This is a genomic window from Alistipes montrealensis (genome assembly GCF_018362775.1).
GTDB lineage: Bacteria > Bacteroidota > Bacteroidia > Bacteroidales > Rikenellaceae > Alistipes > Alistipes montrealensis.
In genome coordinates, this window is record NZ_JAGYXY010000001.1 from 801,440 (window position 1) to 821,799 (window position 20,360).

General features: G+C 59.9%; 9 protein-coding genes. 8 read left to right on the plus strand and 1 reads right to left on the minus strand.

The window, feature by feature from the left end:
- Positions 1–57: 57 nt before the first annotated feature.
- Positions 58–1,446 carry an asparagine--tRNA ligase gene (gene asnS / locus KG007_RS03120; RefSeq protein ID WP_195458553.1) on the minus strand — a complete coding sequence of 463 codons (1,389 nt, stop codon included), beginning with the start codon at positions 1,444–1,446 and terminating at the stop codon, positions 58–60.
- Between the two features lie 114 nt (positions 1,447–1,560).
- Here asnS and KG007_RS03125 point away from each other — a divergent pair, with 114 nt between their 5' ends.
- The 8 genes from KG007_RS03125 (at position 1,561) to KG007_RS03160 (ending at position 20,352) form a co-directional block, all read left to right on the plus strand.
- Complete coding sequence (locus KG007_RS03125; RefSeq protein WP_213347314.1) at positions 1,561–2,898, plus strand: glycoside hydrolase family 2 TIM barrel-domain containing protein; 1,338 nt, start codon at positions 1,561–1,563, stop codon at positions 2,896–2,898.
- A gap of 188 nt (positions 2,899–3,086) precedes the next feature.
- Positions 3,087–3,644: an RNA polymerase sigma-70 factor gene (locus KG007_RS03130; RefSeq protein ID WP_195458555.1), complete on the plus strand. Its 558-nt coding sequence runs from the start codon at positions 3,087–3,089 to the stop codon at positions 3,642–3,644.
- A gap of 126 nt (positions 3,645–3,770) precedes the next feature.
- On the plus strand, positions 3,771–4,754 hold the full coding sequence (locus KG007_RS03135) for a FecR family protein (RefSeq protein ID WP_213347315.1): 984 nt from the start codon (positions 3,771–3,773) through the stop codon (positions 4,752–4,754).
- Between the two features lie 237 nt (positions 4,755–4,991).
- Positions 4,992–8,495 carry a TonB-dependent receptor gene (locus KG007_RS03140; protein ID WP_249413236.1) on the plus strand — a complete coding sequence of 1,168 codons (3,504 nt, stop codon included), beginning with the start codon at positions 4,992–4,994 and terminating at the stop codon, positions 8,493–8,495.
- A gap of 19 nt (positions 8,496–8,514) precedes the next feature.
- The gene (locus tag KG007_RS03145; RefSeq protein WP_213347316.1) at positions 8,515–10,269 is read left to right on the plus strand and encodes a RagB/SusD family nutrient uptake outer membrane protein; all 1,755 of its coding nucleotides are present in this window, start codon (positions 8,515–8,517) and stop codon (positions 10,267–10,269) included.
- Positions 10,270–10,301: 32 nt separating this feature from the next.
- The gene (locus KG007_RS03150) at positions 10,302–13,616 is read left to right on the plus strand and encodes a PL29 family lyase N-terminal domain-containing protein (RefSeq protein ID WP_213347317.1); all 3,315 of its coding nucleotides are present in this window, start codon (positions 10,302–10,304) and stop codon (positions 13,614–13,616) included.
- A gap of 19 nt (positions 13,617–13,635) precedes the next feature.
- Positions 13,636–16,092 (plus strand): PL29 family lyase N-terminal domain-containing protein, encoded by a 2,457-nt coding sequence (locus tag KG007_RS03155; RefSeq protein ID WP_249413228.1) that lies wholly within the window; start codon positions 13,636–13,638, stop codon positions 16,090–16,092.
- 18 nt (positions 16,093–16,110) lie between these two features.
- Positions 16,111–20,352: a DUF4886 domain-containing protein gene (locus KG007_RS03160; RefSeq protein ID WP_249413229.1), complete on the plus strand. Its 4,242-nt coding sequence runs from the start codon at positions 16,111–16,113 to the stop codon at positions 20,350–20,352.
- The last annotated feature ends 8 nt before the right edge of the window (positions 20,353–20,360 follow it).

Below are 20,360 nucleotides of genomic sequence, written 5' to 3' on the forward strand. Positions count from 1 at the left end.
AATTAAGAATTACAGCATTCTAATTTGGTCTCTTCATCATTCGGGTTTGGTTTCTTCTTAAAAATCAGCGTGCTGCGGCGTACGCGGGAACGGCTGCACGTCACGGATATTGGTCATGCCCGTCACGAAAAGCAACAGCCGGTCGAAGCCCAGGCCGAAGCCCGAGTGGGGAGCGGAACCCCAGCGGCGGGTATCGAGATACCACCAGAGCTCCTTCTCGCTCATGCCTAATTCGGTAACTCTTGCATGAAGTTTGCCATAGTCGGCCTCACGCTCCGAACCGCCGATAATTTCGCCGATTCCGGGGAACAATACGTCCATAGCGCGTACCGTCTTGCCGTCGTCGTTCTGCTTCATGTAGAACGCTTTGATATCCTTCGGGTAGTTGATCAGGATAACCGGACGCTTGAAGTGCTCCTCGACGAGGTAACGCTCGTGCTCGGACTGCAAGTCGCAGCCCCAGTCGCAGGGAAATTCGAACTTGCGGCCCGAAGCCTTCAGGATTTCGATACCCTCGGTATAGTCGAGGCGCTTGAAATCGTTGTGCAGCACGAAGTTCAAACGTTCCAGCAGTCCCTGGTCCCACATCTTGTTCATAAATTCGAGGTCCTCCCGGCAGTTGTCCAGTGCATACTGAATGAGGTATTTGAGGAAATCCTCGGCCAGTTCCATGTTGTCCTCCAACTCGTAGAAGGCCGCTTCGGGCTCGATCATCCAGAATTCCGACGCATGACGCGGGGTATTCGAGTTTTCGGCACGGAACGTGGGGCCGAAAGTGTAGATGCGGCCCAGCGACAGCGCCCCCAACTCGCCTTCGAGCTGGCCCGACACGGTCAGGTTGCACGACTTGCCGAAGAAGTCCTGTGCATAGTCGATCTTGCCCTCCTCGGTCCGGGGAAGGTTGTTCAGGTCGAGCGTGGTCACCTGGAACATCGCACCGGCGCCTTCGCAGTCCGAAGCGGTAATGATCGGGGTATGGAAGTAATAAAAACCGTTTTTGTTGAAATATTCATGAATGGCGTAGGCCATGGCATGACGGATGCGGAGCACCGCCCCGAAGGTGTTGGTGCGCGGACGCAGGTAAGCGATATCGCGCAGGAACTCCAGCGAGTGGCCCTTCTTTTGCAAAGGATAGGTATCGGGATCGGCCGTGCCGTAAACCTCGATCTTTTCGGCCTGGACTTCGACGCCCTGGCCCGAACCCGGAGATGCGACCAGACGACCGTCGACACGCAGACATGCGCCCGTAGTCACCGGCTTGAGCTGCTCCTCGGCGATCTTCGCCAGATCGACCACTACCTGTATATTACCTACGCACGACCCGTCGTTCAGGGCGATGAACGCCACGTTCTTGTTACCGCGCTTGGTGCGCACCCAACCTTTGACGACGACATCGGTATCGACAGCGCCCGACTTCAGAATTTCTACGATTCTCTGCGTTTTCATATCTTGATTATATCTGTATTTTCAGTGGTTTTTCCTGAATTGACAAAGTTAGCGATTATTTGTGATTTGTCAAAAAAAAAGTACCTTTGTCCGAGTCATACACCCCTGTAAACGATGAAACGAACGATATTGACGGCTGCACTGGCAGCCTGCACACTCTCTGCGGCAGCGCAGATGGAGGAGAGGAACCCGGTCCCGATGGCAGCCGCAGGGGGCCGCGTCTACCGCACGGAAGTCGTCCCTTACGATGCACGCCACGACGCCGAAGCCCGCAACCGCGAGGCCGGAGGCTACTGGATGGCCTTTAATCCCGAAATAGCAGCGGCAGCAGACGCCGTGTCGATCGTGGGACAGGAGATCGAAATCCCCTACGTCTGGACCGACGGCGACGTTTACCTGCACCTCGAAAACACCCGTTCGGCCTATACGCTGTTGGTCAACGACCAGGTCGTGGCCGAGGTCGAGGACTCTGCGACACCCGCTGAATTCGAACTTACGCCCTACATCCGCCAGGGCAAAAACTCGCTGAAACTGATCCTGCGCAACGCCGCAGCCGAGCAGCTCAACGCCATTCCCGCCAAACGCAAACCCTTCGAAAACAGCTACCTATACTACCAGAACAAACGTTCGATCGGCGACTTCGAAATCGCACTCGTCCCTGACTCGACCCGTAAGTTCGGCATCCTGGACCTGGCGATCGTGGCCCGCAACTCGTACAACTACGAGGAACCCGTCACCGTCGGCTACGACATCTACTCGCCGCAGGGCAAACTGCTCGAATTCAACATGACCGAGATCACGATCCCGGGCCGTTCGACCGACACGGTGCGTTTCAGTCCCTTTATTTACCACACCTACGAAAACAAATGGGAGGCCGGGAGTAAAACGCCGCCGCTCTACAAAGTGATGCTTTTCACGCGCCGCAACGGGGTTTACAAGGAGTACATGCCGATGAAGATCGGCTTCGGCAAGACCGAACTCATCGACGGACGCATCATGCGGCTGGGCAAGGAACTTAAACTGGTCAAGGCCGAATACAACGCCGCCTCCGACCGCAAGACGACGCTCGCAGAACTCAAAGCGCTGAAAGCCGGCGGCAAAAACACCATTTGCCCGGATTATCCCCAGCCGGCATGGTTCTACGAACTGTGCGACGAACTGGGACTTTACGTCATCGACCGGGCCAATATCAACGCCCCGCAGCGGAGCGGCGACCGCACGGTCGGAGGCACACCCTCGAACGACCCGAAACTCGTCGGCGACTACCTCGAACGCGTGAAGGCGATGTACTACCGTTCGCGTAATTTTACCTGCGTCATCGCCTATGAACTGGGCGGTCCTTCGGGCAACGGCTACAACATGTACAAAGCCTACGAATGGCTCAAATCGGTCGAAAAGTCGCGGCCGGTGATCTACGCCGACGCCGACGGCGAGTGGAATTCGGACTTGTAGGGAACAGCTATCAAGCAATTAACAGACAACGCTTTAAGCTACATTGACCGACAGTTTTTGAACTGTCGGTCAATTTTTTTTATCATTTTGTAACCCGATTGTGTTCCATCTTTGAAAAAATCTTTCATATCTTTGATCACGGCCATCGACGGCTAAAACAGTACCGCAAACGACACAAACAGCGTACCATGAAGTTCATTTTCGGCAGGCAGCAAAACGACAGCGAGTTGATCTCGGCGATCATCCGGGGCGACGTGAACGCTTACGAACAACTCTTCGTGCGCTACTACCCCACGCTGCTGCACTTCATCCGCGGAATGCTCAAGGACGACCACATGTCGGAAGACATCGCCCAGAACATCTTCATGAAACTCTGGATTCACCGCGAGAAACTCGACAGCACCCAGTCGGTGAAGAACTACCTGTTCGTACTGGCCAAACACGAAATCTACAACATCTTCAAAGCCAAGCGGACCACCATGCTCTCGCTGCTGCCCCAACTGAGCGACCGCGACATCGCGGACCGCGCCGGTTCCGCAGAGGAGCAGTACAACTACACGGAACTGAATGCGCTGCTGATGCAGGGCATCTCGAAAATGCCGCCCCAGCGGCAACTGATTTTCCGCATGAGCCGTTACGAGCACCTCTCCAACCGCGAAATCGCCGAGCGCCTGGGACTCTCGGTACGCACCGTCGACAAGCACATCGAACTGGCATTAAAGGACCTCCACAGCACGCTCTGTTGATTTTTCCGATTTTTTTCACTTTTTTTGTAGTTCCGGTTACGTAACAGGGGCCGCTTCGTTGTTCTTTATACAGCAGGATGACCGGAGGAAGGCTCCGCATCCGGCGGCGAACAGAGAAAAGGACCTATGACCAAGTTAAACGAATATTTCGACAACGAACTCTCCGCACAGGAGCAGCTCGAAGTGCAGATGTGGCTCGCAGAGCACGGCGAAAACCCGGACCCGGAGACACAGTTGGCCGAACTTTTCGACAGCCTGCACGTCGATGACGATACGGCAGCCCGTGCGGCTTTCGGACGCGTCGCCCACCGGCTGGGGATCGCCGGAGGGCAGAAGCCCGCAGCATCGCACCGCGCACGCATCGTTACATGGAGCCAGCGTATCGCCGCGGTGCTCGTCATTCCGCTGCTGTGCGCCGTTTGGCTGCTCTACACCGACCGCCAGCCCGGAGTCGAATGGCTCGAACAGCAGGTTCCCTGCGGCGAAACCGCCGAACTGGCGCTTCCCGACGGTACGCTCCTGCACCTGAACTCCGGCAGCCGCATCACCTACCCGTCGGCATTTACAGGCAAAGAGCGCCGCATCTTCGTCGAAGGCGAAATATTCGCCGACGTGGCGAAAAATCCCCGCAAGCCCTTCATCATCCAATCGGGCGAAGTCGGCATCCGCGTCCTGGGGACCAAATTCAACTTCAAATCCTATGCGAACACCGATTGCGTCGAGGTGTTGCTGGTAGAAGGGTCCGTCCAGTTCGACATCAACACCAAAGCGCGCAAGCAGCAGTTGGTGATGAAACCGGGCGACATGGTGCAGTACGACCGCACCTCGGGCGACATCGACCTTACATCGTTCCGCCCCGGCTACTTCAAGTCCTTCGCCGAAAACAGGGCCATCCACTTCTTCAACCTGCGCATGCGCGACATTGCGGCCGACCTCGAACGCCTGTTCGGCACGCAGATCGTCATTCTCGATGAAACACTTGCCCAGGCGCGCTATTTCGCCTATTTCACCAACAACGAAAATCTGGACCAGATACTATCCGCTATCAATTCCAATCATAAGATGCAAGTCCTGCGTCGCGACGGAGTCATCTACCTCTCGTCAAACTGATCCCGCTGAATTCTTCCCAAAACCAACCGAACGCAAAAACCGAAACGCCTATGAATAATTAACGACAATTCCCTTCATCAGCTTCCTTTTCTGTTTCTTTTCTGTGACCCGCCCGGATGCCACCGACCCCGGCATGCCCGCACCTAAACTAGAACCTTAAATAAACCTATCATGGGAAACGACTACAATCGTCGGGGAACTCGCTTTGCGAGACTCCTCTACCTGGTTATTCTCTGTATGTTACTCAGCCCTGCGGCAGCCCTTGCGCAGGAAAAGGGAATCAACCTCGAGTTGAAGAACGTGACCGTTCAGGAGGCCGTAGCCACGCTGAACCGTACGGAAAACTACTCCATCATCATCAGTTCGGACGAAGTGGACCTCGGCAAACGCATCTCCGTTTCGGCCAAAAACGCAACCATCCGCGAAGTCCTCGACCAGGTATTCGCCGGGCAGAACGTAACCTGCACCATCGACGGACGCCGCATCTCCGTCACCAAGAAACAACCCGCGGCTCCCGCTAAAACGGCTGCGGCCGCAAACACCCTGCACGGACGGGTGACCGATGTCAAAGGACAGCCGATCATCGCCGCGACAGTCGCTGTCGAAGGGACTTCGAAAGGCACGCTGACGGGTATAGACGGCGATTTTGAACTGAAGGATGTAAAATTCCCGGCCAAAATCAACGTCTCCTACCTGGGTTATATCTCCCAGACCATAGAGATCAAGGCGGGAGGTGGAAACGCCCCGCTCGAAATCGTCCTGAAAGAGTCGGACAACCTGATGGACGAAGTGGTGGTCGTGGGCTACGGTACGCAGCGCAGGGCCAACCTCTCGGGCGCCGTAGCTACCATCAGCGGCAAAGACCTCAACGCCCGCCCGGTGGTTTCGGCCGCCAACGCCCTGCAGGGCGCCGACCCCTCGGTCAACATCACCTTCGGCACGGGTTCGCCCGAATCGGCTTACAGCATCAACATCCGCGGTTCGGTGTCGCTCAACACCGGGTCGCCGCTCGTGCTGGCCGACGGTGTGGAGGTGAGCCTCAGCCAGATCAATCCCAACGACATCGAATCGGTATCGGTCCTCAAGGACGCCTCGTCGTGCGCCATCTACGGCGCCAAGGCTTCGGCCGGCGTAGTACTCATCACCACCAAGGCGGGTAAGAAAGGCGAACGTGCGCGCGTCTCCTACAACGGACGCTTCGGATGGGCCAAAAACACCACCTCGACCGACTTCATCACCACCGGCTACGACCACGTACGCATCGTCAACCAGTTTATGAACGACTCGTCGGACGGCACGATGAACATTTTCCGCTACACCGAGGAGAACGGCGGACTGCAGAAACTCTACGACCGCCGCAACGACCGTACGGAGCACCCGGACCGTCCATGGGTCGAAGTGGGCGACGACGGCAAGTACTACTATTACGGCAATTTCGACTGGTACGGCTATTTCTATAACCGCGTGCGCACGCAGCAGGAGCACAACCTCTCGCTCTCGGGCGGCACGGACAAGGTGACCTATTACGCCAGCGGCCGTATCTACCAGCAGTACGGCATGTTCAACATCAACAAGGACAAGTACACCGACTACGCCTTCCGCACGAAGGTATCGGCCCAGATGACCCCGTGGCTGAAATACTCGAACAACATCAGCTTCGACACCTCCGGGTACAAATACGGCGGCCACTCGGATTACGAGGGCACGATCAACGCCCTGCAGTCGAACATCTGCGCTGCGTTCGTCCCGTTCAATCCCGACGGAACGATCGTACAGTATGTCAACCAGTTGGGCAAGAACTCCCCGATCGGCGCAGGCCGCGGCGGACAGATGAGCGCCGACCGTTCGAAGAACTCGAAGGAGAACCGCTACCTGACGCTCTCGAACCAGTTCGACATCACGATCCTCAAAAAGCTCGTCGTCACGGCGGCCTACGACTACCGCCAGCGCGACCGGCTCTACAAATACCGCAACAACACGTTCGAATATTCGCGCCAGCAGGGTGTTATGGAGACCTTCACTTCGGGTTCGGTCGAGAACTCCTACCGCGAGGTGCACTACGGGTACAAAGGCCATAATGTCAACATCTACGGCACGTACGAAAATACGTGGGGCGGCCATCATTTCAAAGCTACCGCCGGCGGCCAGTACGAGGACTACCGCTCCACGTCGCTCGACGTGAAGCAAACCGGCCTGTCGAGCGACAACATCGACTCGTTCACCGTGGCAACGGGTCCCATTACCCTCTCGCAGTCGATCTCGGCCTATCGCACGCTGGGTTTCTTCGGCCGCGTGAACTACGACTACGACGGCAAATACATCTTCGAGGCGAGCGCCCGCGGCGACGGCTCGTCGCGCTTCGAGCCGGACCACCGCTGGGGCTTCTTCCCCTCGGCGTCGGCTGCGTGGCGTATCAGCGAGGAGTCGTTCTTCGAACCGGTGCGCGACGTGATGAACAACCTCAAGCTGCGTCTCTCGGTGGGCAGCCTGGGCAACCAGCAGGTAGCCAACTACGCCTACATCGAACAGATCAGCACCGACAACCAGATGTCCTACACCTTCGACGGATTGGAGAAAGGCTATTACGCCAACGTCTCCGACCCCTTGTCGTCGGGACTGACGTGGGAGACCGTGACCACCTATGACGTGGGTCTCGACGTGGGCCTGCTGAACGGCCGCCTCAACCTCACGGGCGATTACTACATCCGCGACACGAAGGACATGCTTACCACTTCGCTCACCCTGCCCGACGTTTTCGGCGCCAAAACCCCGAAAGCCAACTGCGCCAACCTGCGCACCAAAGGCTGGGAGATCACCCTCGGCTGGCAGGACGAATTCCAGTTGGCGGGAAGCGCCTTCTCGTACAACGTTTCGGCTTCGATCGGCGACTACATCACCAAAATCACCAAATACAACAACCCCGACCGGCTGATCTCGGACCACTACGTGGGCAAGGCGCTGGGTGAAATCTGGGGTTACCATGTCGACGGACTGTTCAAGACCGACCGCGAAGCGGCCGAGTACCAGGCCACGATCGACGACAAGGCGGTCAACAACCGCGTCTACCAGTGTAAGGGTCCGGCCGGCAACCGCCTGCGCGCCGGCGACGTGCGCTTTGCCGACCTCGACGGCGACAACGTCATCTCCGAAGGTTCGGGCACGGTGGACGATCCGGGCGACAAGCGCATCATCGGCAACTCGCTGCCGCGTTACAGCTACTCGTTCCGCCTGGGCTTCAACTGGATGGGCTTCGACGTGTCGGCCTTCTTCCAGGGCATCGGACGCCGCGACTGGTATCCGGCAGCCGGACAGGCATCCTACGACTTCTGGGGCCCCTACGCCTTCCCGCCCACCTCGTTCATCCACAAGGATTTCTATTCGAACTGCTGGTCGGAAGACAACCGCAACGCCTACTTCCCCCGTCCGCGTGGTTACAACGCCTATTCGGGCGGTTCGCTGGGTGAGAAAAACGACCGCTACATCCAGAATCTCGCCTACCTGCGCCTGAAAAACCTCACGATCGGTTACACCGTGCCGCAGAAACTCACGCGCAAAATCGGCATCGACCGCGCCCGTGTCTACTTCTCGGGCGAGAACCTCTGCTACTGGTCGCCGCTGAAACGATACAACAAGACCATCGACCCCGAACTGGCAGGATCGTCGAGCACCAACCAAAAGGATTCGGGAACGGGCTATGCCTACCCCAGGACCCTCTCGGTAGGCGTAGACATCAACTTCTAACGCATAAAGAGAACGACAGATGAAAACACTGTACAAAATACTAGCGACGATGCTGCTGGGAGCGGCATGCGCCGGCTGCGATTTGACCCTCATCCCCGAAGATACGGTCACCCCGCAGACCTTCTTCAAGTCCGAAGTAGACCTACGCCTGTGGACCAACCAGTTCTACACGATGCTCGACTCGCCCGACAGCGCCGCCGGACTCAATGCCGACGACATGGTGGACAAGAGCATGGGCGACGTGATTTCGGGAACCCGCATGGCCTCCGACGAGTCCGGCTGGACCTGGACCGCCCTGCGCAAGGTCAACTATTACCTGCAAAACTCGCACAACTGCACCGACGAGGCGGCCCGCACGAAATACGACGGTGTGGCCTACTTCTTCCGCGCCTACTTCTACTACGAGAAAGTGCGGCGTTACGGCGACGTACCCTGGTACGACAAAGTGATCGGCTCCGAGGAGGAGGACCTGCTGAAAAAGCCCCGCGAGGACCGCGGAATCATCATGGACCATGTGATGTCGGACCTCGACAACGCCATCGCCATGCTGCCGCGAGACAAGGAGGTGGCACGCGTGACCCGCTGGTCGGCGCTGGCCCTCAAGTCCCGGGCGGCGCTTTACGAAGGCACATGGCGCAAATACCGCAACCTGCCCGACGCCGAGAAATACCTCGAACAGGCGGCCGACGCCGCAGCGACCTTCATCGCCGAGAGCGGTTATTCGATCTACAAAGAGGGCACGGAACCTTATCGCGACCTTTTCTGCAGCGACAACGCCAAGTCGTCCGAGGTCATCCTGGCTCGCCTCTACAACTTCGAAGGGCTGAACCTCGCGCATAGCCTGCAGTTCAACATCCGCAACGGCGCGCAGGGCTTCACCCGCCGCTTCATGAACCATTACCTGATGGCCGACGGCTCGCGCTTCACCGAAAAACAGGGATATGAAACGATGTTCTACACCGAAGAGACCGAAGGGCGCGATCCGCGTATGGTGCAGACCGTGCTCTGCCCGGGCTATGTAGCCAAAGGCGAAAGTTCGGCCACGCCCAACGACATGACGGCGATGACGGGCTACGAGCCGATCAAGTTCGTATCGACGGCGGCCCACAGCGGCGCTTCGAAAGGCACGTCCGACTGGGCGCTGTTCCGCACGGCGGAGGTTTACCTCAACTACGCCGAAGCCAAAGCCGAACTGGGCACGCTGACGCAGGACGACCTGACCATCTCGATCGACAAAATCCGCGACCGCATCGGAATGGACGGACTCGACATGGCGGCAGCCAACGCCGATCCCGATCCGTTCCTCCTGGCCTGCTACCCCAAGGTCACCAAAAGCGCCAACACGGGCGTGATCCTCGAAATCCGCCGGGAACGCACCGTCGAAATGGTCATGGAAGGCCAGCGCATGTGGGACATGTTCCGCTGGAAAGAAGGTGCGCAGATGGTCAACGAAACGACACCCTACTACGGCATCTACTTCCCCGGCCCGGGCCTTTACGACATGGACGGCGACGGCAAGAACGATCTGGAACTCTACGCCACACAGCAGACCAGCGTACCGGCCGACGGACTGACGGTGCTGAAGATCGGATCGGACATCGTCCTTTCCGACGCAGCTAACAACCGCGGTTACGTCGTAGCCTGGAGCGCCCTGAAATACACCTGGACCGAGGAACGCGACTATCTGTGGCCGATTCCGGCCGACCAGCGCGTACTGACGGGCGGCCTGCTGACCCAGAACCCCGGATGGACCGACAGCACCAATTTCGACTGATGCTTTTTGCAACCCGATAAAACTCAATGGCAATGAAACGAACCATGATAACAACGCTTCTGGCATCGGTCCTCCTCTTCGCGGGCGGATGCAGCGACAATTTCGACGACTCCGCCCTGTGGAAAGGCGTCGACGAGATCTACAACCAACTCACCGAGCTCGAAAAGCAGACCGACGAAATAAACCGGCAGATCCAACTGCTTTCGGCAGTCGTCAACGGCGGGGTCGTCACCTCGATCACGCAGGACGCCGAAGGCAACAACGTCGTGCGGTTCAAGGGCCCGGACAACGTCGAGCACAGCGTCACCGTCGCGACGAAGGACGACGTGACGACCGCACCGATCCTCGGCACGAAGGAAGAAGGCGGCGTACTCTACTGGACGACCACCGCCGGCGGCAAGACCGACTTTCTGAAAGATACCGACGGGGCGAAAATCCCCGTCGCCGGACGTACGCCCGAAGTGGCCGTCGACAAGGAGGGCTACTGGACCGTCAACGGCAAACGCCTGACCGACGCAGCGGGCAATCCGCTGAAGGCCGAAGGCAAGGAGACATCGCTCATCACGGGCGTCACGCGCGATGCTAACGGCAACGCAGTCTTCACGCTGGGCGACGGCACGACGGTATCGGCCCCGGTTTTCGACGCCTTCAATATCGTTTTCAAGGTCGGCGACACCGTCCTCGGTGACGAATACGTGGTCGAGGACACCTCGCAGCCGCTCACGATCGGCTACGAACTTACGGGCGAGAAAGCCGGCGAGACCATCCTGAAGATCATGCGCGCCGAAAAGCTCACGGCCGTGGCCGACACCGCTGCCGGAACCATCGCCGTCACCTTCGGCAATGCGTTCGAGGAGGGCAGCTTCACCGTGATGCTCTGCGACACGGAGGAGAACGTCCTGATCCGCGTCGTGCGCCTCGCAGCCAAAAGCGCCAAACCCGAATACTACGGCATCAAGACCGCCGAAGACCTCCGCAAATTCGCCGAGGCCGTCAACTCCTCGCGCAGCTACGACCGTTACCGCGACGAAAGCGGCGACGTAGTGCTGCTGAACGATGTCGACATGGCCGGCACGACGGAGTGGACGCCGATCGGCACGGCCGAGAATCCCTTTACGGGCATATTCAACGGCAAGAATTTCGCGATCAAAAACATAAGCTGGACGGCCGACGCCGCAAAATCGACCGCACACGGACTGTTCGGCGTGCTGGAAAAGGCGACCGTCAAAAACCTCACGGTAGGCAGTACGGGCGACAAGATAACGGTAACAGGAACCGCCGGGGCCGGGACGGCCATAGCGGGCGTGGCGGCATTCGCCACCGAATCGGTTATCGAAAGCGTAACCAACAACGTTTCGATCTCGTTCGAGGCCGAAGACCCTGCCGGAACGCTCGTCATGCTTGCAGGCATCGCCGGGCAAATGTCCGGGACGACCATCGGCGGTACGTCCGCCGCAGTGAAATGCGCCAACAACGGCGACATCACCACGGGTCCCATCGCCAACACCGGAAACGGCGGCACAGGCATGCAGGTGGGAGGCATCTGCGCCTACATCAAGTCTGCCGAGAACAACCTCATCGGCTACTGCACCAACAACGGACGCGTGAACGCGCCTTCGGGACGCGGGGGCGGCCTGGCGGGAACCTTCGAGAAGGGAACCATCGCCAACTCGCTGAACAACGGACTCATCGAAGACGACGCTGCCGGGCAGTACGCCGGACAGAAAAACCAATACGGCATCAAGCGCATGGGCGGCCTGGTCGGCGGTTCGACTTCGACTGGCTGCGTCATCGAGAACTGTAACAACCTCGGCAACGTAATCACCCACCTGGGATGCCGCACAGGCGGTTTCTCGGGCCATAACCTCGGCACGATCCAGAACTGCAAGAACACCGGGGCCATCATCGGCAACGTGACCGTCGACGGCGCGAACTACCACGGTCCCGGCTGGGCCTGCGGCTACAACCAGAGTGCTTCGCTCATCAAAGGGTGCATCGGAAACGGCTTCGTCGGCGACTACGACACCTATAAGGACGCTCCGAAGACAGCTCCGGCGGCGATGCACGCCACAGCCGTCTGCCACAAGCAGTCGAACTACAACACCGAGGAAAATACCGTGGACTGGTCGCTTCCGGCCTACTACGACTGGGAACTCAAACAGACGATCCAGCTCCATCCTGGCGTGAAATACACCTACTACGAGTTCACCAACCTGCCGCGCAAGATGCACGTGCTGGAACTCGACCTGACGAACGACGCCGTGGAGATCGCAACCTCGATTTCCAACGACCTCGTGCCCAACCCCAACGGCAACAACAACAGCAACAACGGCAAGAACATCCGCGAGACCCTCTCGGAGAACTGCACCCGCAAGCGCGCCGAAGGGCAGGAGATCATCGCCGGCATCAACACCGGGTTCTTCAATTCGCACGACGGATTCCCGCGCGGCCTGCACATCGAGGACGGCCGCCCCGATTTCGTGAATAACAAGACCGTGCGCACGTCGCTGACCAACCACCAGAACTGCTTCACCTTCTTCAAAGACCGTACGGTAAGCTGCGGCAAGAAGGTCTTCACGGGCAAGATCGAGGTCGACGGTGTCGAGTACGAATACCACTCGATCAACGACACGATCCTGCGCCGGGGCAACGTATCGCAGGAGGCCAACCTCTATACGGCGCGCTACAAGAAGACGCCGCACCCCGGTACTCCCTCGCTGACCAACACGCTGCTCAAAAAAGCGCTCTACGTCGTGGCGAAGAACACCTCGGGCAACCCCATGACGGTCAACGACGGCTGGTTCGAAGCCACCGTGACCCAGATCGCCGACGGACGCACGACGGAACTCGCCGAAGCGCCCTACCTCACGACCCTCGACCAGTGGGCCGTGCAGCTCACGGGAGCCGCCGCCGAAGCCTTCGCCGGAAAACTCTCCGTAGGCTCGACGCTCCGCATCCGCGCCGACGTGGCGGTGGACGGCGTTTCGACCCCCATCCTCGCGCAGAATTCGACGATGTACCACCTCCTGGACAACGGCGTGGATAAAAACCTCGCCTCGTCGGTTTACGATCCGATGACCTACGTGGGCGTCGACCAGCCCGGAACGAAAGTCTACTTCTTCGTCATCGACGGCCGCCAGAGTTGGGTTTCGATGGGCGTGAAGTTCTACGAAATGGTCCGCATCGCCCAGAAGTTCGGCTGCTGGAACGTAACCCGTTTCGACGGCGGAGGTTCGACGACCATGTGGCTCTACACCGACGGCGAGGGCAAGGTGGTCAACAAACCTTCCGACTCGAAAGGCGAGCGCAGTTGCATGAACTACATGCACGTGCGGATCAAAAAGTAACCCTTAAACAGAGAGAACAATGAGAAATATCCTGAACATCATAGTGCTTATGGCCGGCTTCGTCCTCCTCTGGGGGTGCGACGAATACGACGACGGGCAACTGCGCAAGAACATCGACGCCATCGAGGGAGAACTCACGGCGGCCGAACAGCGCGTCGCGGAACTCAACGACCAGATGAGCTCGCTCACAGCGCTCGTCAACAGCAGCTTCATCTCCTACCTCAAGCAGGACGACAAAGGCAACTACGTCGTTTGCTACCGCGACCACGGCGGCGAGACCAAGACCATTACCCTCGCCACGCAGGGCGACGTAGTGACCGCCCCGATCGTCGGGGCCGGGGAATTCACCGACGGGAAACTCTACTGGCGCACGACCGCCGACAACGGCGAAACGTACCAGTGGCTGCTCGATGGGTCGGGCGAGATGATGCCCGTAGGCGGCGTACCTCCCACGATGGGCATCGACGCCGAAGGATTCTGGACGGTCAACGGCGAGCGTTTCGTCGGCAAAGACGGCAAACCCGTACTGGCCAACGACACGAGCAACACGCTGTTCCAGTCGGTCGAGACCGACGAGGAGAGCGGCATGGTCCGTTTCACGCTCGCCGACGGCAGCACGTTCGAAATTCCGGTTTTCGAAGCGCTGAACATCAGCTTCGACGCCGCCCCCGTAACGGCCATCGCCGACCGGGCAACGCCGGCCTACATCAAATACGCCATAGCGGGCAGCGAAGCCGAGAACGCCCATATCGACTACTTCACGGCTTACAACGTAACGGTGGAGATCGACAAATACACCCGTACGATCTCCGTCCGGCTGGACGAAGACGCCGAAGAGGGCAACACGGTGATCCTGGTTACGGCCGGGGGCAACACCGTACTTAAACCCCTCTTTTTCACCTATGGAACGGCCCAGATCGAGCCCCCGACGTGGGACCCGCAGTTCGGGACCGGAACGGAAGTCGCCCTCGAAGGCGAATTTACCGAATTCGATATCAAAGTGTCGGCCAACATCGAATACGACGTTGCAATCGCCGAGGAGTGCCAATCGTGGCTCAAACCCACCCCCACGACGCGCGCCCCGATGATTACGACGACGCATTCGTTTGTTGCCGACTATTATGAAAACGACAGCGGCGCCGACCGCAAGGGTTCGATCACCTTCTCGAACCGCCCCTACGGCGTAACCGTCACGCTCGCCGTGCGCCAGTCGCCCGTCATTCCCGACGTGCCGACCGACCCGGGTATCTCCACAGGCGCCGACCTGGTGGCCTTCGCCAAGGCGGTCAACGCAGGCGGCAGCACGAGCCGCTGGCAGAACGCCTCGGGCGAAGTGGTGCTGCTGAACGATGTCGACCTGACGGGACTCACCGAGTGGACTCCGATCGGATCGGGCAAAGCCACCGGAACGCCCTCCTACAACACGCTGGTCAACCCCTTCACGGGTGTATTCAACGGCCAGGGCTTCACGATCAAGGGTATCCAGTGGACCTTCGACGCCGAAGACGAAACGACCCACCTGCACGGCCTGTTCGGCGCGCTGAAGGGCGCCACGGTCAAGAACCTCAAACTGGGCGCCGCAGGCGACCAGATCTCCGTCACGGGCGCAAGTTCCAACGTCGTGGCCGTGGGTGCGCTGGCAGGTTACGCCGAGGGTTCGACGATCTCGAACGTCACCAACAACGTTTCGGTGATCCTCACGGGCGACAATCCCGATGCGACGCTGATGATGCTCGCCGGCATCGCCGCCTGTGCGAAGTCGACGACTATCGGCGGTGAAACGAAGGACCTCGCCGTCGTCAACAACGGCGACGTGAAGACCGGCCGCATCTCCAACACGGCCAACGGCGGTACGGGCATGAACGTAGGCGGCATCTGCGCCTTCACGCTCGGCGGAGGCATCAAGCTCGACTACTGCACCAACAACGGCGCAGTGAGCGCCCCGACAGGACGCGGCGGCGGTCTGGTAGGCACACTGGGCGGCCCGACGAGCGAAGAGAACGGCACTGCGGTCAGCAACTCGACCAACAACGGCACGGTGCAGGACGACGCCGTGGGCCAGTATGGCGGCAGCCGGGATTACTACAACAACAAGCGCATGGGCGGCCTGGTGGGCGGTACGGTGACCAACAACAACATCCGCATCGAATACTGCACCAACAACGGCAATGTCTTCTCGCAACTGGGATGCCGCACGGGCGGTTTCGTGGGCCACAACCAAGCCACGATCGTAGGCTGCGTGAACAAGGGAATCATCCTGGCCAACATCACCCTCGACGCCGGCGCTCCGCAGCACGGTCCCGGCTGGGCCTGCGGTTACAGCGCCAAGGGACTCGTCACGCAGTGCGCCAAGGGCGGCCGCGTCGGCGAATGGGACACCTGGAAGGACAACCCGAGCGGCGCTCCCGAAGCCACGAACGACAACGCCCTGTGTTACCGCAACAGCGAATATTTCGATCCGTCGCAGAACTACTAACGCTAAACAAAGACATCCATGAAACGATTCCTATATTTCCTGCTCCTGACGGCGATCGCCTTCGCCGCAGGATGCAGCGACTACGACGATTCGCAGCTCAGCGGCCGTATCGACGGCTTCAAGGAGCGCATCGCGAAGCTCCAGGGCCGCATCGCCTCGCTCAACAGCCAACTGGCGGACCTGAGCGAACTGACCTCCGGCAACGTCATCACTGCGATGGCACAGGATTCCGAAGGCAACTACGTCATTACCTACAAGGACAACAAGAACGAAGAGAAGAGCGTCGTGCTGGCCACGACCGACCAAATGCTCAACGTTCCGCTGCTGGGCGTCGAACTCGACGCGGAGAGCGGCCTCTATTACTGGACCGTAACCGTCGACGGCGAGACCTCGCCGCTGTCCGGCAACGACGGGGAGCGGGTTCCCGTGAGCGGCCACACCCCCGTGGTGTCGGTCGACGCACAGGGCTTCTGGACGGTCAACGGCGAACGGCTGAACGACGCCTCGGGACGCCCGATCGAAGCCAACGACGGCGAAAGCTGCCTGTTCAAAAGCATCGAACGCGACGCCAACGGCAACCTGTCGCTGACGCTCGGCAACGGGGAAGTCGTAACGCTGCCCATCCAACAGGTGCTGAACCTCACGCTCTCGACGGCGATCAACACCACGGTGGTCGATATTTCAGCTCCGATGACGGTCAAATATACGCTTCACGGCGAACACGCCACCGATGCGCTGGTCGGCATCGCGGCGGCCGAGGGTCTCGAAGCTGCGCTCGACAAGCAGGAACAGCAGATTGCAGTCACCTTCCCGGCGGGCTTCCGCGAGGGACACCTGATCGTGGTGGCCTACGACATGCTGGAGCACACGGTGCTGCGTCCGGTCTTCTTCACCAAGGCGACGAGCGACCGCATCGAAATCGGCACGGCCGCCGAACTGGTGCAGTTCGCCGCCGATGTCAACGCCGGCACGGGCGCACAACTGATGACCGCCGTGCTGACCGGCGACATCGACATGACGGGCATCGCGTCGTGGACGCCGATCGGCAACGGCACGTTCGCCGCCACGACCGCCGTATCCACGCCCTCCGGGGCCGTCTTCGAAGGCACGTTCGACGGACAGGGCCATGCGCTGCGCAACTTCAGGATGGCCGCAACGCTCACGGGCGACAACCAGACCTACGGCCTGTTCGGCGTACTGAAAGGCGCAACGGTCCGCAACCTCGTACTGGGCGCCGAAACAGGCGACACGGGGTCGTTCACGGTTTCGGGCAACGGCGTCACCTCGACAGGCGTCATCGCCGGGGCCAGCATCGAATCGACGATCGAAGACTGCAGCAGTTACCTTCCGATGGAGTGCCTGGGCAACGGAACTTCGGGCAAACTGATGACCATGGGTCTCGTGGGCTTCGTCTACGGAGCGGGCACGAGCGAGGAGACCGTCACACAGCTCATCGGGCTGAAGAACTACGGCACGCTCAAGGCCGTGCCGGGAGCCGCCAACGCCAACGGGTTCACTTCGACGCAGGTGGGCTGTATCGCAGGACTTTCGAACACCTCGCGCACGTCGACCTTCCAAAACAAGATCACGCGCTGCGTGAACTACGGCGACATGGAGACCTCGACGGGCCGCGCCTCGGGCATCATCGCCGCGGCAAACACCTTTACGGTGGTTTCCGAATGCGACAACCACGGCGACATGCTTAATACCTATGCCGAATCGGGCGGCGGACGCCTGGGCAACATCACCTGCATCCTCGGCACGGCGTCGAAAGTCGACGGCTGTACGAACTACGGCGATGTCGTGGCCACGAACGCCAAGACCCACGCCGGAGGACTGGTCTGCCTGCTCAACGCAGCCGACGTGGAGTTCAACGACAACGCCAACTACGGCCGGGTAATCACCGACCTTGCGACCTACCGCGGAACGCTGGTGGCCAACATCAACACGTTCGCCAAGATGGACAACAACACAGCAGGCGGCGGTGTAGGATCGTACAACGGCGGAAACTACGTGATGGCCGACATCGACGAGACGAACTTCATGGACTACATCGGCCTGATCAAGACCGGCAATGAATCGAAGGTGACCAACACCAAATACGGTGGCGACATCTCCTCGGCCAAGGGCATCCGCACGGCCGACGACCTTGTGGCATTCGCCGCGGCGGTCAATGCCGGGACCTCGATTGAAGAATGGCAGAACGAGGACGGCGAGGTGTGCCTGCTGACCAACATCGACATGGCGGCGGTCACGGAGTGGACCCCGATCGGCAAGGCGGCCTTCACGTGGGGCAGCAACAAGCTCGCCCTCACGGGAACGCCCTTCGCCGGGCACTTCAACGGACAGGGCTACCGCATCCGCAACCTGAAAATGGTAGCCGCAGGCAGCGAGGAAGGACAGGCATACGGATTCTTCGGGGCGCTGGCCCCGGGGGCCGTGGTCGAGAACTTTTCGTTCGACTCGGGGTGTTCGCTGACCGTAACGGCCTCGGCGCGCTGCGCGGCGGGCCTGGTGGCCGGTGTCGTTTACGATGCTACGGTGCGCGACATCACCGGCTCGGCCCCGATGCTCTTCCAGGGCGCCGCCGGAGCGAGCGTTCCGATGTACATGGGCCTCATAGGCTTCGCCTTCGCCGAAACGGCGGGCGTCGTGATCGACAGCGTGAACAACAACGGCGAAATCACGGCGGAGAACCGGACTCCGAACCTCGAGGCCGGCGGCAACGCCTGCCATGCCGCGGGCATCGTCGCCTTCGCCACCAACGAGGCGTCGTCGCAGCAGAAGGTCATCATCTCCGACTGCATCAACTACGGCGCGATGACCTCGGCGCTGGCCCGGACTTCGGGCATCGTCGCTGCGGCCAACCGCTACACCCAACTGACCAACTGCGTCAACCACGGCGATCAACTGAACACCTTCCCCAAGCAGGGCGGAGGCCGCCAGGGTCAGATCACCTGCATCACGGGCACGGGATCGTCGATGATCGGCTGCACGAACTACGGCGACCTCACCTCGACCACCGGAGGCCGCACGGCAGGCATCGTCTCGCTGTCGAACACCGCGACGTTCGAGAACTGCGCCAACTACGGCACGATCCTCAGCGACGACGCCAACCGCGGCGTATTCTGGGCCTACAACAACGGCGCAGCAGCATGGACCAACTGCACCGCAGGCGGCAAGGTGGGCACATACAACAACGGTACGCCCGTCTTCGATTCCTATTCCGAAGCCGACCAGGCCAACTACCTGGGCAAGCAGGGCGCGACCAAATCGACGCTGACGAACATCGTCTACCAACTCGGCAACTCGGGCGGCGGCGATCCGGGCGGCGAAGCCCAACTGCGCATCCTCTTCATCGGCAACAGTTTCACCAAGGACGCCGTGGAGCACCTGCCGGGCCTGCTGAAAGCCGCAGGCATCGACAAGGTGAAAATGACGCACATGTACTACGGGGGCCGCACAGTTCCCGAGTACAACAACGGATTCGCCACCGTGAGCGACTACCGCTGCTATGAGTGCGCCCCGGGAGCCGCCGGATGGACCGAACTGATGAACAAGACGATCAAGGAGGTCGCCGCATCGGACGAGTGGGACATCGTGACCATCCAGGAGCACACGGGCAAGGTCAACGCCTGGTCGTGGACCCCGACCGAAAAGGAGGCTTTGCAGGGACTGATCAACAACGTGAAATCGACGCAGACCGGAGCCATGCCCAAATTCTGCTACATCCTGTCGCAGGCCTACGGCGACCCCGCAATCGTCAGTTATTCACAGCAGACGGTGATCGTCAACAATTTCGCCTCGTCGCAGGCCGACATGTACGCCGCAATCGTCGCACAGGGCAAAAAGGTGATGGCCGAAGTCACGTTCGACGATCTGATCGCCACCGGGACCGTCCTGCAAAACCTGCGTTCGTCGAAGCTCCAGAACGCAATGGACATGACCCGCGACGGGTATCACATGGACTACGGCATCGCACGCTACGCCGCTTCGTGCGCCGTTTTCGAAAAACTGATCTCCCCGGCGTTCGACGGCGTGACGCTCGACGGCAACCCGTTCCGCTACACGATTTCGAACACCACTGCGGGCAGTTACTCGACACCCGTCACCGACGCCAACGCCCCGCTCGCCCTGCAAGCGGCGCGCTACGCCCTCGCAACGCCCTATGCCGTGACTGACATGTCGGACATCGACCAGGAGAAGCCCGACAACGGCATCGAGGACACGGAATTCGACGACGACAAGAATAAAGAATAAACCCCGAC